8 protein-coding genes and 1 pseudogene are annotated in these 18,069 nt (G+C 36.0%); 5 read left to right on the forward strand and 4 right to left on the reverse strand.

Annotation, left to right across the window (positions count from 1 at the left end):
• Positions 1–16: 16 nt before the first annotated feature.
• Positions 17–3,949, reverse strand: coding sequence for a pectate lyase-like adhesive domain-containing protein (locus AC3B7A_RS05355; protein ID WP_489755104.1), 3,933 nt, complete (start codon positions 3,947–3,949; stop codon positions 17–19).
• A 474-nt stretch (positions 3,950–4,423) separates the two neighbouring features.
• Here AC3B7A_RS05355 and AC3B7A_RS05360 point away from each other — a divergent pair, with 474 nt between their 5' ends.
• Both AC3B7A_RS05360 and AC3B7A_RS05365 read left to right on the forward strand, forming a co-directional pair.
• A complete protein-coding gene (locus tag AC3B7A_RS05360; RefSeq protein WP_489755105.1) occupies positions 4,424–4,657 on the forward strand; it encodes a hypothetical protein in 234 nt (77 codons plus the stop codon).
• Positions 4,658–4,835: 178 nt separating this feature from the next.
• Positions 4,836–4,988, forward strand: a complete 153-nt coding sequence (locus tag AC3B7A_RS05365) for a hypothetical protein (RefSeq protein WP_489755106.1) — start codon at positions 4,836–4,838, stop codon at positions 4,986–4,988.
• Between the two features lie 359 nt (positions 4,989–5,347).
• On the opposite strand, the gene AC3B7A_RS05370 is transcribed toward AC3B7A_RS05365, so the two are convergent.
• The gene (locus AC3B7A_RS05370) at positions 5,348–9,589 is read right to left on the reverse strand and encodes a hypothetical protein (RefSeq protein WP_489755107.1); all 4,242 of its coding nucleotides are present in this window, start codon (positions 9,587–9,589) and stop codon (positions 5,348–5,350) included.
• Positions 9,590–10,007: 418 nt separating this feature from the next.
• On the opposite strand from AC3B7A_RS05370, the gene AC3B7A_RS05375 reads away from it, so the two are divergent.
• The gene (locus AC3B7A_RS05375) at positions 10,008–12,692 is read left to right on the forward strand and encodes a BspA family leucine-rich repeat surface protein (protein ID WP_489755108.1); all 2,685 of its coding nucleotides are present in this window, start codon (positions 10,008–10,010) and stop codon (positions 12,690–12,692) included.
• Positions 12,693–12,930: 238 nt separating this feature from the next.
• Here AC3B7A_RS05375 and AC3B7A_RS05380 read toward each other — a convergent pair whose 3' ends face one another.
• Positions 12,931–13,224, reverse strand: a complete 294-nt coding sequence (locus AC3B7A_RS05380; protein WP_489755109.1) for a HigA family addiction module antitoxin — start codon at positions 13,222–13,224, stop codon at positions 12,931–12,933.
• A gap of 37 nt (positions 13,225–13,261) precedes the next feature.
• A complete protein-coding gene (locus AC3B7A_RS05385; RefSeq protein ID WP_489755110.1) occupies positions 13,262–13,525 on the reverse strand; it encodes a type II toxin-antitoxin system RelE/ParE family toxin in 264 nt (87 codons plus the stop codon).
• Between the two features lie 107 nt (positions 13,526–13,632).
• Here AC3B7A_RS05385 and AC3B7A_RS05390 point away from each other — a divergent pair.
• A pseudogene (locus tag AC3B7A_RS05390) lies at positions 13,633–14,051 on the forward strand (transposase); the annotation flags it as partial.
• Between the two features lie 1,775 nt (positions 14,052–15,826).
• On the forward strand, positions 15,827–18,040 hold the full coding sequence (gene speC, locus AC3B7A_RS05395; protein ID WP_489755111.1) for an ornithine decarboxylase: 2,214 nt from the start codon (positions 15,827–15,829) through the stop codon (positions 18,038–18,040).
• The last annotated feature ends 29 nt before the right edge of the window (positions 18,041–18,069 follow it).

Below are 18,069 nucleotides of genomic sequence, written 5' to 3' on the forward strand. Positions count from 1 at the left end.
AATGCCTAATTAATTGTTATTCTAAACTATTTTGAGCGGTCCAAGTAATGGTTCCGCCTTGCTGTCCAGACTTGAGCGTCGTATCATTGGCGGGGATTTTGAGCGCCAAGCCTTGTTGCTTTTGATGAACAGTGGGTTTTAAATCCAAACTGGTTTGCGCTTGGGCCGCCAAACTACCCTTAAAAATGGGGGCGGGACTATTTAATGAGAGTGAAGTCCCGGGTGCTTGGTAGTAAAGTAAAGGCGCTAAAGTTTGATTACCGCTAAAGGTGGCGAGGACTGAAACGTTGAGCTTTTGGGTGAAATTATTGGTTAATTTTAAAGAAGCATCAGCGGTATTAGAAAAAACAGTTTGGCTTTGCGGGCTTAAGATGACGTGATAATTTAATTCGGGTACGACATTTAATTCTAAATCGGGTTCAGTAATAAGCGCGCTGAATATATTACTGGTACCTAACAATTGACTAGTTTTGTCGGCTTTAATGGCCAAAATTTGGTCACTATGAGCAGTAACTTTTTGGTTGTCGCTGCCTTGAATAGTCAGTGGTTGTTCAACAATGAAAGTTGTGCCAGCCGGAAATTGACCGGCGGGTAATTTAAAATCACTGCCCGATACGGTATAAGTTTTACTAGTTTTAGCGGCTAAGTTGATACTAGATTGACTGCCATCAGGCAATTGGGCGGTAATTTTCACCTGATCGCCCAAAGTGGCTACACCTTTAGCAGAACTGAGGCCACCTAATTTGAATTGCACACTGGTTAAATCATGTTGTCCTAGTGGCTTAAAAGTGGTTTGAACGTAATTGTTACCACGACTGACCGTTTTGTTATCATGATTGAAAGTACTTAAGGTTTTTTGGACATCGTATTTAGGGTAGGGCAGGACTTGATAGTTATAGGTAAAATAATCGGTTGCTTTCAAGGGATAATGATTGGCGGGAGTGGCATCATCGACACCACTTAAACGTAATTGGTGCGTGGAAGTAGTGGTATCAGCTTGTTGGGTAACATGGTCAATGCTCCAATTTTGAGCCGTTACTTCAGCACTATGTGAAGTGATGGGGATTTGCTTGGTCAAATTAGTGGTGGTGGTATCTGTGACTTGCCCAGTAACCGTAATATTGTTGGCTTTTTGATCACCATCAAAATAAGTGAGGGGAACTTGAAGCTGATCACCTAATAAATACCGATCGGTAGTAGACTTGGTACTTAAAGCCAAATTAGTAATGCCGATTTCTTGAAGGGGCGTTTCTTGAAAATTAGACACGGCACTTAACTGTAAAATATCACTAGAATTTAATTCCAGCGGATTATTAGGATGGGCTTTGTTATAGTCGGTTAATACTTGTTGGAGATCAATATCGTAATTTTGAGTAGTGCCATCAGCCTGAGGTGTCCAAGCGACAGCATCACTGGTTAGATACTGTGGTTCTAAGATGCTTTTTTGATTGGCAAAACTACCTTCGTGGTCAGGATCGACCAACCCAGTCTGTTTGCCGTCTGCATCAGCCATTAATAACCCTGGTGTAACTGGTAAAATTTGATTGGTGGTTAAAATCCCGTAAGCTTGTTTTGAATTAATAATAGTTCCTAAGTCTATTGTTTGACCAGCACGTCTTAAGGTTAAATGTATTAAAGCGGGGTTAGGTACAAAAGGATCATTCAAGTCTTCTTGGTAAGGCTGCACACTACCAAGAATGTGCATGTCTTGACTTGCATCTTGATGAGGAACTACTTGGGCAGTTTGGTTAGTAATGGTGGGACTACCTAATTTACCGAAAGTAATATTATGAAACTCTTTACCATTCATGGTAGCTAAGCCTTGATTTAACGCGGTTAAATCATTTTGTCGAGCAAATACTTTTTTAGTACCATCTTGAAACATATTTGCTGGAATGGCCCAATAAACAAAAGGAACATCTAAACGTTGAATGGGAATTTTGTCTAATTTTACGGGATCAGCACCACTGGTACCTAATGATCCCGCGGGACCGTTGATAGCTGTGGGATCGCCTTGAGCACTAAAGGTTGAATCGTTAACCACAACATCACCACCAGACGTAGTCGTAGACCCACCTTCCACGTTTACAATGTGCGCAGCAGGATTGTTATTATTACCGAGATCTAGGGTTACTTCTTTGGGGTTATAAATATTCAAATTTAAACCAGCGGTCGAATCCAGTAAATTCATTTTATTGCTGGCTTGTTGGGTACCAGTATCACGCAATTTAAAAATACCATCTTTTTTAATTGTGATTTTCATACTAGCACCAATATGCATTAAATTGCCATAATGAGGATTTAAATAATTGTATTGAATACCGCCAAAATCGTGCAGGTTATTGGCTTGAATATCAAAGCTACCGTGCTCCAAGGTGGCTGTTCCACCGTTAAGGTCTACTAAGGGCAGGCTGTGATTAAGCGTACTATTGGTATTAGCATTATCGGGGGTAATATATTGCCCATAATCTTGACCATGGTCACTGTCATAGCTGGCACTATCGCCCACGGCTTGCGTGGCAGTGTCAGCAATTTGACCTTGATCATCTAATAAATTATTAGCATCATTTTGATAATCCATGGTGCTTTGATCGTTACTTTGAACGCGGATCAAAGGTGAACCGCCGTTTTCTTGGTGGTAATTGATGCTACTTTGACCGGAAGCGTAGATGGCACCAGCTAACATATGGTTGCTGCGTAAAGAATTGGATCCATCGTAATATTGACCTTTAGCGGGGGCGTCGTTAGAAATAATGTTTAATTGGGAATTACCATACAGATCAATACTGGAGGTTGCCAAGGAATTGCTGGGGTTTAACACTAGAGCATAATTATGGTATTCACCAGCATCAAAATAGTAATGACTGTTCTCACCAGTTTGACCATGTGGGTAGAGATAAACCTGCGCGCCATCTTTTAAGGTGACACTATTAACGGTTGGTCCCGTCAATTCAATGGCGTTACCGTTATAGGTGTAACCATCAAAGTGGCTGTTTTTATCAAAGATAATTCGGGAAGCTTCAAAAATCTGTTGGTTGCCGCTGGAATCAGTTTGATAGATTTTATTATGGTATTTATACTCTTGAACGGATGATAAGCTTACGTGATTTTTAATAACCACCGCGGTGGTGCCGACATTACTTAAGGAATTGTGCGCTTGGGAGCCGACATAATTAACGTTGTCATAGGTGACTTTTGTATAGCCACCGGCGCTTTGAATCGCCGCATTGTCTTTTAAATCAATGTTTTGTGATTGACCGGAATTACCAGAAATTGGTCCCCAATAAGAAGTTCCAAATAAATTGATGTTTTGAAAAGTCCAGTCTTCTTTATAAAGCATACTTGTGACTGAACCAGTATTGGGGCCGTCCAGAGCAATATTGTTCTCACCAAAATTAATTGTATGACCAGCACCATCAATGGTGCACTTGAAGTGGCGCGTATAGTTCCAACTAAATGCCTTATTGGTAAAATGAAAGAGAGTAGCTGTGGTAGGATCATCAACTTGTAAATTAGATAAATCTAAGTTTTGGTTTAAGACAATGCGGTCGAAATGCGAGATTGCATTGGTCGAAGTTTCGGCAGAACTAATATTACCGGCGTGTAAGTCATAAACTGCTTCTAAAAACGCCCGAGGGGTCGATACATAAGCTGTATAAGTATTACCAACGTCCGGGTTGTAACCATCGGGGACAATTTGATCCATATCAGAATAATCCGGCATGTCCGGGTAAGCACTACCAGCTTTAGCCCAATTAGCTAATAAGGGTGTGGTAGCGATAGTGGGCTGATTGTTGACGACCAGAGGTTGCTGGCGGTCTAAAGTGCTGACAAAAGTATCAGTTGGATTATCGGGGTGGAATAAATCAGCGTGCGCAGGCGTATTAAAAATAAAAAAAACGGGGATTAAAATTAGAATAGCAAAGAGAAAATTATTTTTTTTGATCATTTATCTTATTTGACCTATCTAAATTGAATTATGATTGTGAATGTTGCTTTTTAGTTAAAAAGATTATAATTATTAATTTGATGAGCTCCGATATTATATGCCATTTAATAGGAAGATACAAGTTATTTTCACAAACATAATTGATGAAAGTGTCTATTTATTAGGACTGAGTTTATTGATTCACAATGTTCTGATAAGTTTTGCTTAATAATAGATTAATTTCATGATAGAAAAGATTAACAAATGATGATTAAAAACTGTTTAGTATTTGCAACAATTAGAAAAATACCCAATTTAAATGAAAATAAGAATTGAATTCTCTTAGATAATTGATTAAAATAAAATGGGTTTGCTGAAAGCTGCACTTACTTTGGTAGGGGTTACCTAAGCTGCAGCTGTTAGCAAACGTAATAAGATAACTGCATAACACAAAGAAGTAAGTGCGAAACTTACTGCTTTAAATGCAAAAAGGTTTTGGAAATTTATATTTTCAAAGCCTTTTTTGCGTATTTAATAGATGATTTATTAGAGGTTGATAATATTTCTGATTTAAAAATTTCTGGAATTTCAAATCAAGTACAGTATGATGATGCTAAGCATGAATTTAAGGTTCCAACCAATGTTAAGAAGTTTACCTTTAACTGGACGACGCCTAAACATTTAGGTGTGGCAACGTTCACTGGAACGTATACTGTAAACATTAACTAATAAAAGGGTTCTATAATCCTGAGTGTTGATGAGTAATTTCATCGGCACTTTTTTTCTGCCGTTAGTTAAGTTAAATCTTAATTAATGGGTAGACCAATCCATTTTGGAGTACAACAAAGAACATTGCCTTTCTGTATGACAATTTAGTCGTCAAAACCTATTGAAAGAAGGAAAAACAATGCCCTTAGATAAATATTCTATCAGTTTAATTCCGAAAATTAAGTGTAAATTTACTAAAAATCAGCAGACTTTGTTGTTTCAAGCTACTTTATCTTATCTTTTAAAACGCTTTCCAAAGTATGGTTTTACTGGACAAATAGTATGGAACTAAAGAAGATCGGATTTACCAGAAAATCATTGTCAACTAACTTATCTAGCTTTAAGATAACGTTTTTTGCGTCGACAAGTTTGCACAATGCAAGTCGTTTTCTTATCCCTAGAGCTGCTTATGCAGGTTTAACAACAGCTATTTCGAACCTTGCATAATGAGAATGGGATCAAACAATTAAATCATTCCGTAAACATTTAACGGTAACAACTTAATAATATTGAAAATCCTTGGAGTATATTTAAGATTCTTAAAAATAGTCTAGAACTAAAAATGACGATTAGAAAGTAAAAAAAACTAACTAGACCAATTACTAATCTAGTTAGTTAAAAAATTAATTACCAAGACTTTTTTATAGAATCTTAATTTAGTGTATTCATAGTTGTCCAAATAATTTGAGTGTGCTGTTTCTCTTTAGCCAGAGCTTTTAAGTCGTTATCATCTTCTGGAACTTGCAAATAGGGACCAAATTTCTCAGTTGATGAAGTCTTATCAGTTGATGAAGTCTTATCAGTTGATAGTAGGATGTCTTCTTCAGATGCACTAGCAATAGCTGTTTGACCTTGATCAATAGTAACTGCATTGATCATAGACGGATCATCGGTAATAGAATCGTCATAATGAAAGCGGAATAATTGATCGATTTTTTCTGAACCGGCAGGACCAATAATTCTGGCAGTTACTGGCACCTTCAAAGGTAAGCGGTAATTATTCTTAATAACAACTTTGGGTGTTAGGTTGTCATCAGCTTTAGGATAGACATTATCTTTGGCATGTTTTAAAGTGGCGGAAAATTCTAAACTGTCAGGCACTGTCAAAGAAATATCCGGTAAGCCTAATGAGTAAGCACTTGAATCAGAGGTGGCTAAAAGTTTGCTAGAGCCATCCGCAGCAATAGTGTTTAACTTATCAGCACTTGGAATATAAGAATCATCATCATTTCCTGTAATCATAACTGGACGCCGCACTGTAAAAGTAGTTCCAGCTGGGAAATCAGTTGAAGATAAACCGAATTGTGTTGGAGTTAAGGAAAGATTAGTGAGATCATCAGTAGACTTGATTGTATACGTGCCCTTTTCGCCAGTGCTCGTTTCAGCAGTAATGGTGGCGGGTCTTGTAGAATCAACTGCTGCGACTGATTGAGAATTACTATCACCATTGATAGAGCCTAAATTAAACCCAATGTTAGTCAAAGAATGTTGTCCGACGGGCGTAAAAGTAGTCCTCAAAACGTTAGAACCCTTGCCAATAATAACAGGACTTTTGTCAATAGTAGATCCATTACCAGTGGTAGAATCCTTACGGTTAACGTTGGTTAGTTCTTTAATACCATTATATTTTGGATAAGGTAAAACTTGATAATTATATGTCAAAGTTTGACTGCTGTCATAAGGGTACTTATTTGGTGAAGCAGTATCATCGTCCTCCCCACTAAATGTCAAAGTATGCTTAGTAGTAGCGGCGTCAACTTTATTTGTAATATCATCAACGTTCCATGTGCTATCCACGTCTTTTTTGTGAGTATCAATTTTTAAAGAACCACTAACATTTTTACTAGTAGTATCTTCGCCATCAACTGAACCACTCAAAGCAATATTATTGGCTACACTATCGCCGTCAAAGTAGGTTACGGGAACTTTAACGGTATCACCAATTAAATATTGATCCGTCGTTTTACTGGTATCTAAGAATAGATTAGTGATACCAACCGTTTGATAGGGTGTTCCTTGGAAGTTAGTCACGGCACCGACTTGGATAATATCATTAGACTTCAGTGCGGGGATCTGATTATTAGGATTAGCTTTATTGTAATTATCCAGAGCTTTTTGGACGTCAATAGTGTATTGGAAAGATTCGTTGTGAACAGAAGTTCCCGGCGATTCTGTCCAGGATAAAGGAGCAGAAATATCACTGCTATTTGTACCAGTTTTTAAATATTTTGGTGGAAGATTTAATGGATCACTACTATCAGTCAATTTGCCTAAGATATCAGTAACACCAGTCTGATTGCCATTGCTATCAACACCCAAGATATTGGGACTAACTTCTCGTGTGTTAGTAGAATTACTGTTTTTAGGTATTCCCCAAGCACGATCAGGATTACTCTCGGTTCCTAAATCATAAACAGTACCATCTCCACGTTTGACGTTTAGGCTTATTAATGGGGTTATAGGTGTGAAAGGTGTATCACCATCAAAATGCTCAATGGTTCTAGTAATGGTCATATTATTTTTGTGATTAGGAATTATATGATTAATTTGATTTGGCACTATTTTAATTTTGGGGCTATCTAGTTTACCAAATTTAATATAGTTAAATTCTTTACCATTCATTGAAGCTAGACCAGAATTTAATTGAGGTAGATCAGTTGCTTTTGCATAAACAGCCTTTGTACCATCAGCAAAGAAATTTGCTGGAATTGCTTGATGAATAAAAGGAACATCTATCATTTGTATAGGAATATCTTTTAAACTTATTTTTGTATTATCTGGTGCATTTGAGCCTAATGTACTGTCTCCCATTGGTCCATTAAATGCTGGATATGGTTCCCCTTCAGCGGTAAATGTTGAATTGTAAACTACGACGTCACCGTTAGATTTTGTTGGAGAAGCTGCTCCCTCAACGTAAACTATATTGGTATTTCTCTGTTTGTTTGCTCTATCGTCTAACATGATTTCTTGAGGGTTATCAATGCGTAAATTTAAACCGTCACCAGCATCAAGTAAAGTCATAGCCCCGGTTGTGTTACCTACGGATCTTAATCTAAAAATACCGTCTTTTTTGATATTTACATTAGAGGATGTACCAATGTGAAACAAATTGCCCGTATAATCATTAAGATTGTCAGATTCTATTTCAAAATTACCATGTTCTAGAGTGATATTACCTGATCCTTTAAAGTCAACTAATGGTTGATTACTTAAAATTTTACCTGTTGAATCACTAGGCTGTTTCATAGATGGATCCGTTGTCGAATAAAGATCGTTTACATATTTACTATAATCGTTTTGATAGTCATCTTCGATAGTTTGATCAGTTCCTGTATCACTTGGAGAAGTGACAGTTTTATTGACAATGAGATTTTTGGCATCATCTTTACTACCAAATTCGTTATCAGCATCAATTGTATCGTAGTACATATTAGTTTGGTCATTACTTTGGGAACGGATTATAGGTTTTCCAGAATCATCTTGTTTGTAAGAAATATTAGTATTGTTAGAAAAGTATAATGCGCCAGTTACATTAGTAGTTGTTTGACGCAAGGAATTACTTCCGTTTGCATACTGACCTTTTGCAGGAGCATTATTTTCAACCATATTTAATTGTGAATTACCGTGCATGATAATATTGGTATTTGTTCCTTTGACGGTAGACATAGCATACGCAACACCATTAGTATTACCACTATTTTCGCCACCAGATCCATGCGGATATAAATAAACTTGAGCACCATCATTTAGTTCAATTGTAGAAGTATCCATATAGTCTCCACCAAGAGTTAAACTGATAGGAGTACTATTGTAGGTATATCCAGTGAAGTAGGAATTTTTTTCAAATTTTATATCTGCTGCTTCAAAGTTTTGTTGATCACCACTACTGTCAGTGTTATAAACTTCACCATTGTATTTATAATATCGAACTGAAGACGCACTAACTCGATCTTTAATATCAATCAAAGTATTGGAAGCACCAGTAACAGAGTTGTGTAACTGCGAACCAACGTATGTGATATTATCATATGTTAATTTAGTGTAACCACCGCCCCCATTTAATGGCCCTCCACTGGATACGCCTTTAGCTGGTCTAGTTAATTCATCATTTGATAGATTTGCATCAGCTAATTCAGCAATACCCGTATTAGCAGCAACAGGTCCCCAAAAAGTTTGACCGTATAAATGAAGATTTTTTAAAGTCCAATCCTCTTTGTATAGAATTCCAGTATTTGGTAAATTACCGTTACCCATTAGTGAGATTGAATGGTGTCCAAAATTTACAGTAGGTGCATGGCTGGTTTTTAGCGTCTGACCTTCAATCATAAATTTAAAATGCCGGGTTTTTTGGTAAGAAAATCCCCATGGGTTTCCTATTGTGAAACCAAAAGCATCTGAATTGTCTGTTTGAGGAACATCTGTTAAATCTAAATCTTTTGTTATTACTACTTTATCAATGTGTGAAATAGCTGAACTTGGGTTAACCGAATCATGATGGGTGGCACCACTAGCTTTTAGGTCATAAACGGCTTCTAAAAAAGCTCTCGGCGTAGACACATAAACAGTGTAAGTATCATCTGATTTTTCTCCTGCGTACAATAGGTCAGGATTATTACCATCAGGAACGATTTTGTCCATATCAGTGTAAGTAGGTTTATTAGGATAAGCCACACCATCTTCACTATTATCTTTTAATAAGGGTGATTCCCGTGTGATTTCTTGTGGATTAAAAGCAGGCGTTTTTTGTAACGGCTGATTTCTAGTATAAGCACTAATAATTTCATCATTACCAGTAGTCGGTTTTAATAAATCGGCTTGGGCAATTTTTACTTGAGTAACCAAAATAAGAGTAAAAGCAAAAATAGTTGATAAAATAATTTTTAATTTAGACATTCATACACCCCTCAGGAACTTTTAAAAAGTTTGTGAAATGATAAGTTTATAACTTGATGATTAATTTTTAAAAATAATAATAGTTTATGCAAAATCATTATAATTCTAACCCTTTTATTAATCAAATGTACAAATAATAAATGATTCACATGATTTGTGAGTATAGTATGATAAAAAGAAAATATTTATTCATTAATTTATAATTTTATTTTTTAAAAAATGACAAGTAAATTTTTGAAACAGCATGATTATTAGAATTGCTATATTTTTAAATTAATATTTTAAAAATAATTAATTGCTTTTTGATAAATTGAAATAGTTTAGCAAGAAATCTTTTTTAAAAACAGTTTGTGATTTAAAAATCACGGGTTATAATAACTTTGTTGTAAACGAATTCAATAGAGGGAGAGAGTCTTAGATGAATAAAAAGCAATGGTTGACAACAACGGGAACCCTATTAGGTTTGGTTTGTGGCGCAGCCTTAACGCAACAAGTGTCAGCAGATACGACGACAGAGGAAAATGTGACACAAGCCGCAGTAGCTGATAGTGTTTCAACTGTTGTCAACAACCAAACAAATGAAGTGGCGCCAATTCAAACAAAGACAGCGGTTGCTACTGAAACCACGCCTGAACAAAATGATTCGGAAACTAATATTGATGAAGCAACTAGTTCAGGAACTAATAATTCGGTTAACAATGATAACGTTTCAAATTCTAATGTTAATAATACATCTAGCGCGGTTGCAGATAATGTAACGACGCCAACCACTGATAGTGAGACAATTGCCAGTGGTACTTGGGGTACTAGTAATTGGGATTATGTACATCAAGGCGATGACTATACTTTGACCTTCCATGCGGGAACGCTGGGGGAAGGTCACCGATATCATTTCTCTCATTTCTCTCATTTTAATAGTAGTGATAAGCCTCAAATTGATACTGATGATGAGCCTAAAATGGATGAATATGAATATGGTAGTATTGGTTGTGATTCTGCTATTTTTAATGGAAACTTTAGTTGGATTAATGAATTAACGCAGATCCAATTTGATCCCGGAGTGGTAGCTAATGCGAACTCGTCTTTCTTATTTGCTTATCTACCAGTGAAACGAATTTTGGGCTTAAACAACTTAGACACTTCCAATGTCACAACTATGCAAGGTATGTTTCGAAATATTAAATTGACTGCTGATTTAGATTTGAGTCACTTTGACACTAGTAAAGTTACTAATATGCGGGGCATGTTTGGTCGAGGCTCTTACGGTAATTTAGATCTAACTAATTTTGGCACCTCTAATGTCACGGATATGAGCGATATGTTTGCTGGTAGTACGTTTACAAGTTTAGATATTAGCAAACTGAATACTTCTCAAGTTACAACCATGAAAGAAATGTTTAATGATATTTTAGGTATCACTAGTTTAGATTTGCGTAACTTTGATACCTCTAATGTAACTGATATGTACGGCATGTTTGCTAGTGAGTATAATTATTACAATGACGAATTACAAAGTATTAATCTAAGTAGTTTTAACACAGCTAAAGTTACCACTATGTATGGCATGTTTGCAGGCAGTGGAATAGCAACCGCAGATCTACGTCATTTTGATACCTCTAATGTAACTACAATGTGTGGTATGTTTGCTAAATGCTATAATTTGGTGGAGGCTAATCTAAAAGGGTGGAATACTAGCAAGGTTACAGATATGATGGGCATGTTTGCGCTTTGCCGGGCTTTAAGGAAAATTGATGTTTCTGATTGGAATGTTAGAAATGTAATTACTGTTCAGGGAATGTTTGTCGATTGTGAGAAACTGGAGTCTTTGGATTTAAGTACATGGGTTTTTGATAATTTAGGTGTTGGCTACGGCATGTTGATATATGCAAACATTAGTAATGATTTTAAAATTTTCCAATTACACATTACTAATCCTAATCAGTTAAAACCAGTAGCTTATGCTGATTCTATCAATGGAGTAACTTATCCAAATAATCCAGATGATCCCGACATAAATCGAGGAGATTTTTCAAGGATGATATTAGGAAACGTTACTAGTCTTAGTCTGGATCTGAGTGATTGGAAGTTCTTTGACCCTGATTTTATGGAAAAATCAAATATGTTTGAAAGCTTCATTACCGTACCACATATAATTGCTAGTCCTGATGTTAATTTACCTCAAAATTTTGATGTTCCTGAAGTTGGTACCAAAATTCCTGGAACTAATAAAGTAGTTGCCTCACAACACTGGGTAGCAACTAGTGGTTATCAGCAAGGAACCAAGTATACACCAGAAGAATTTTCACAGATTAAAGGTCGTGACCAAGTCACAACATATGATTGGGATAGTGAACCAATTATCAAGAATAAATTTGAGCAAAAAGCTGTGACACGTACGATTAATGTTCACCAACCGAATGGTCAATTACAAACAATTACACAAACTGCAACGATGAAACGAGCAGTGACGGTTAATAATGATGATAGTTTGACTTATGGTTATTGGTCAGCAGCACAATGGGATTCCTATGATATAGATGCTATTGCTGGTTATCAACCTGATGTGAACCACGTTGCTGCGCAAGCCGTTAATGGCGATACCCAAGACCAAACAATTGATATTTACTATACACCAGTGGAACAAACAATCACTATTCATTATTTAGACAATGGTCGAGAAGTTGGTAAGCAAACAGTTACTGGTTATGTTGGCGATTCTGTTAATTATCATGCGCCACGGGGGTATCGAACTGTTGGTCAATTACCAGCAACGATTATTGCTGATCAAACTGATTTACAAATTAATGTGACGCATCAAATGCAGGTTAGTTCAGAAACTAAGACGTTAACACGAACAGTCAACTTACACTATCCAGACGGTTCGATTGATAGTCAAGATCAAGTGGCAGTTTTGAAGCGTAATTTATATGTTGACCAAGTTACTGGTGCGGTTGTTTATGGGACTTGGAATACTGGTTCGTGGGACGTAGTGGTAGCTCCAACTATTACTGGTTATACGGCTAATCAAACACAAGTTGACCCACAAACGGTTACCAGTAATGATCAAGATCAAGTGGTAGATATTTACTATACTAAAGATTAAATAGTGGGTTGAACCCTGATATTTCTTTTGGTATGTGTTAATATAAGTATAGAAAAAGAGTCAGTGCTGTTACACTGACTCTTAGTAAAGTTGCCAAAGTAGCGACTATTTAAATTTTTTAGTTTAAGTTAGTCATCTAGCTCTGTGAAAAGTGATGTGACCCCCGAAGTTAGGACAACTTCGGGGGTCACATCAATGCAGGAGAGCTTTTTACATAAGTTATGATAGAAGTTTTGATTTAATTGAATTGATATTGTTGTATTTGATCGTATTCATCTTTCATGCTTTTTTCTGCATTACGGATGTCAATATCATTTTGTAAATTTAAAAAATAGCTATCTGATACACCGAATAATCGTCCTAATCTGACAGAAGTGTCTACAGTAATTTTACGTCGATCATGTAAGATATCCTGTATTCTTGATGTTGGAACATTTACTTTTTTAGCTAGCATATATGCAGAAAGATTTAAAGGAATCATAAATTCTTCCTTTAAAATCTCACTAATTTTAGGTGTAGTTATACTATTCATCTACGGATCCTCCATTAATTATGATAATCAATAATTTCTACGTCAATAAAATCGTTTTGGTTCCTAATTGAAAAACAAAGCCTGTACTGTTCATTAATTCTAATGCTATACTGTCGCTTCTATTACCAGATAATTGTTCTAAATGATTAGCCGGGGGCATTCTTAGATCGTTAATATTGTTTGCATTGTCTAACATAATCAACTTTCGTAATGCTGTTTTTTGGATTGTTTGAGACAATTTTTTTGAGAATTTTTGATTGCATATTTTTTCTGTTTCTTTGTCAGCAAAAGATTGTATCATAGTTTACTTTCCAATAATTTAATTTAACTATAATTATATCTGTTTATAATGTACATGTAAAGGAGACATACAACAAAGATTTTTATGTTTAAAAAAAGGTATTTTTAGGGTGTACGCAAGAAATCATTGCCTATAATATTTCTCGTAGTCCGAATCTCAAACAAACAATGGACATGTTAAAGCAAGCGGTACGAAAACATCCTAAACTAGATAATTTAATTCTGCATACAGATCAAGGCTGGCAGTATCAACATGCGCAGTACCAAGAATTACTGCAAAAGAAGCAAATCAAACAATCAATGTCCCGCAAAGGAAATTCATTAGATAGTGGGCTCATGGAAGGTTTCTTTGGTATTCTCAAACGAGAAATGTTTTATGGCTTTGAGAAAAATTTTCAGAATTTAACAGAATTAGAAGTAGCAATCAGATCTTATATCAGTTACTATAATAATCAAAGAATCAAAATCAAATTAACAAATTAAAAGGACTAACTCCGATTGAGTATCGGAAATTAGTCCTAAGTTAAAGTTTAAAAATCTGTCCTATTTTTTGGGGTGCATATCATTTTAGAATATCTATGATTGTATCAACAATTTCATGAATTGTTTTTACAGACCAATAGACGATTTCTAAAATAGCGACCATCAAAGCCAATTGTGCTACTCCTTTCTCTAGGATCTGCTTGAATGATTGTTACACCATAAGCACCACCCCATTTCTGGAATAGCCACCGCCTTAGCATTTAACTTTACTAATAAATATTATAGCAGAATAATACGCTATAACTGGTATTTCTTTTAATTTGTGTTACTATAGGCATAGAAAAAGAGCCAGTGCTGGACACACCGACTCTTTGGTAAAGTTGCCAAAGCGGTAGCTATTCAATTTTAGGTAATCTTTGAAAAGCCATCAGCTCCTGCGTAGAGCTAAGACGGTTTTTTTATTACTTTGAGTTACGGTATTTTAGAATATCTATGACTATATCCACAATTTCGTGAATTGTTTTTACAGACCAATAGATGATTTCTAAAACAACGACCATCAAAGCCAATTGTGCTACTCCTTTCTCTAGGATCTGCTTGAATGATTGTTACACCATAAGCACCACCCCATTTCTGGAATAGCCACCGCCTTAGCGTTTAACTTTACTAATAAATATTATAGCAGAATAATACGCTACAACTGGTATTTCTTTTAACTTGTGTTAGTATAGGTATAGAAAAAGAGCCAGTGCTGTTACACTGACTCTTAGCAAAGTTGCCCAAGCGGTGGCTATTCAAAATTTTTATTAAACTTTTAAAGCCATCAGCTCCTGCAGAGCTAAGACGGCTTTTTTGTTACTTTGAATTTCGATATTTTAGAATATCTATGATTGTATCAACAATTTCGTGAATTGTTTTTACAGACCAATAGATGGATTCCAAAACAACGATCATCCAAACCAATCTGGCTACTCCTTTCTCTAGGATCTGCTTGAATGATTGTTACACCATAAGCACCACTCCCTTTGTGGAATAGCCGCCACCTTAGCACTAACTTTACTAATTAATATTATAGCAGAATAGGGTATTAAAATTGGTATTTCTTTTAGCCGGTGTCAATCTAGAAAATGAGTCATTGTGTCCAGCACTGACTTTTAAGTAAAGTTGCCAAAGTAGCGACTATTTAAAATTTTTAGTTTAAATTAGCCATCTAGCTCTGTACAAGCTAAGGATGGCTATTTTCTTGTCCTGTTTTTTAACTTAACAAGTATGCGACTAATCCAACGAAGCTTTGGATTAGATCAGCAATAGCTATTAATTTTAAATGTTATTCCTTTCTTAAGCGTATTACCTAAATTTCATTTAATTTGGATATTAATAATTGTCAGTAATGTTTTTTGATTACATCAGTTTTGGTGCGAATTACGCTGTCTTAAGTTTAAATTGCTCTGGAAAATGCTTTCTTAATTAACATTTTAGATAAAATTTATTCTTGATAGATATCAGATATGTGTTTTGGCTATTTATAATGATTACATAATTTAATATTGAAAATATTCTTAAAAATGAAACTATTATTGTAATTAACACTAAATCTAATTTGAATATTGATAATCATCTTCTAAAAGTTGTAACAGTTGGTGGTCCGCGAATAACTCTTGCTTTGGTGGGTTAAATCCTTGATTTAATAGCATTTGTGAGCGGATTTATGCTGTTTCTAAAATTGCGCTTGGGTTACTGACAAAATTGTAATTGCTCAAATTTGCATGTAGAATGAGCTTGCTAATTTTAGCATAATAAATTTAGGAGGAACAGATAAATGGACGAAGTAGATCCATCAATGGCGAAAGCCAAAAAAGGTTCTTTAAATAAAGAACGATTTAAAGTGGCAGCTGCGGCTGATACTTTACAATACTTTGATACTGAACGGGAAGTTGTTGATCCACAGCAGACTGATTTCGTTGATGTAGCGGTCGTGATTGTAAACGATACCGCTAAAGACATTGTCGATCAGGTTGCTCAAACTGGTTTCAATATTCCCGTTTTTGTTGTGAAAAGTAGCGACGATTCGATCGCGCACGAGATGACCAAGATTGAACATATCATTGATGCTACTGCCAAAATTGATAAGACTTTGAATAGTCGTGCAATTGAAAAAGCAGCAGTCAAATATGAAGAACAAGTTTTACCACCATTTTTCAAGGGCTTAAAGTCTTATGTTGAACGTGGCAATTTGCAATTTGATTGTCCCGGTCACCAGGGCGGACAATACTTTAGCAAGCATCCAGCAGGTCGGGTTTTGTATGATTTCTTTGGCGAAAATGTTTTTCGCTCGGATATTTGCAATGCGGACGTGGACATGGGTGACTTATTAATCCATGAAGGTCCAGCCATGGATGCACAAAAGCATGCAGCTCAAGTCTTTAATGCTGACAAAACTTACTTTGTGATGAACGGAACGACTACTTCCAATAATATTGCCATTACTGCGGCCGTAGCGCCTGGTGATTTGGTCTTATTTGATCGGAATAATCATAAGTCCGTTTATAACTCAGCGTTGGTTAAAAATGGTGGAATTCCTGTATACTTAGAAACTTCACGGGATTCTTTTGGCTTCATCGGCGGCATTTATTCTAAAGATTTCGATGAACAATCCATCCGCGCCAAAATTGCCAAGATTGATCCACAAAAAGCTAAAGCCAAACGGCCATTTCGTTTAGCTGTGATTCAATTAGGAACTTATGATGGGACGATTTACAATGCGCGTCAAGTGGTTGATCGGATTGGTTCGTTGTGTGATTACATTCTATTTGATTCTGCTTGGGTTGGTTATGAACAATTTATCCCAATGATGAAGAATTCATCACCGTTATTGTTAGATTTAGGACCAGATGATCCTGGGATTTTAGTCACCCAATCCACGCACAAACAACAAGCTGGTTTTTCACAAGCTTCACAAATTCACAAGAAAGATTCTCATATCAAGGGTCAAAAACGGTATATTAACCACAAACGTTTTAACAATGCTTATATGCAATATGCTTCCACATCACCATTTTATCCACTCTTTGCTAGTTTGGACGTTAATGCTAAGATGCAAGAAGGGCAAGCTGGTAAGAAGTTATGGCATGATGCGTTAGTAGTTTCAGTCAATGCGCGCAAGAAGTTATTGAAACAAGCTAAATTAATCAAGCCCTTTGTCCCACCAGTTGTTCATGGTCAAAAATGGGAAGATGCCGACACGGAAACCATTGTGAATGATATTGATTACTGGCGTTTTGAAAAAGATGCTAAGTGGCATGGTTTTGATGGCTACGAAGACAATCAGTACTACGTTGATCCGAACAAGTTCTTATTAACTACTTCGGGGATTAACAATGAAACTCGTGAATACGAAGATTTCGGAATACCAGCAACCATTTTAGCTAGTTATTTACGAGAAAATGGGATTATTCCTGAAAAGAACGATTTAAACTCAATTTTATTCTTAATGACTCCTGCAGAAACAGAAGTTAAAATGGATAACTTAGTAGCCCAAATTGTGAAATTTGAATCGTTGGTTGAACAAGATGCACCGTTAAGTCAAGTTTTGCCCTCAATTTATGCTGAACATCAAGACCGTTACCAAGGTTATACCATTCGGCAATTATGCCAAGAAGTGCATGACTTTTATAAGGGGAATAACGCTAAGGATTACCAAAAGAAGATGTTCTTAAGCGATTACTTGCCAGAACAAGCTATGACGCCATTTGATGCCAACGTTCAATTATTAAAGAACAATGCTAAATTGGTACCTTTAAAAGATATTAAAGGCATGATTGCGCTTGAAGGAGCTTTACCTTACCCTCCAGGGATTTTCTGTGTTGTTCCTGGTGAAAGATGGAGTGAAGTGGCGCAAAAGTACTTCTTGATTTTACAAGATAGTATTAATAAGTTCCCTGGTTTTGCTCCCGAAATTCAAGGTGTTTATTTCGAACAAGAAAATGGCAAATCAGTTGCTTACGGCTACGTTTATGATGACTCTGCCGAATAAAATTTCTTAGTTTAAACAAGTAATTTTAA

This window comes from Bombilactobacillus sp. ESL1202 (assembly GCF_058107125.1).

Excerpts from the sequence above, each read along its gene's own strand:
- AC3B7A_RS05380 (WP_489755109.1), bottom strand. The coding sequence starts at position 13,224 with ATGAATAGTATAACTACACCTAAAATTAGTGAGATTTTAAAGGAAGAA.
- AC3B7A_RS05365 (WP_489755106.1), top strand. The coding sequence starts at position 4,836 with ATGCCCTTAGATAAATATTCTATCAGTTTAATTCCGAAAATTAAGTGT.
- AC3B7A_RS05385 (WP_489755110.1), bottom strand. The coding sequence starts at position 13,525 with ATGATACAATCTTTTGCTGACAAAGAAACAGAAAAAATATGCAATCAA.
- AC3B7A_RS05355 (WP_489755104.1), bottom strand. The coding sequence starts at position 3,949 with ATGATCAAAAAAAATAATTTTCTCTTTGCTATTCTAATTTTAATCCCC.
- speC (WP_489755111.1), top strand. The coding sequence starts at position 15,827 with ATGGACGAAGTAGATCCATCAATGGCGAAAGCCAAAAAAGGTTCTTTA.
- AC3B7A_RS05375 (WP_489755108.1), top strand. The coding sequence starts at position 10,008 with ATGAATAAAAAGCAATGGTTGACAACAACGGGAACCCTATTAGGTTTG.
- AC3B7A_RS05370 (WP_489755107.1), bottom strand. The coding sequence starts at position 9,589 with ATGTCTAAATTAAAAATTATTTTATCAACTATTTTTGCTTTTACTCTT.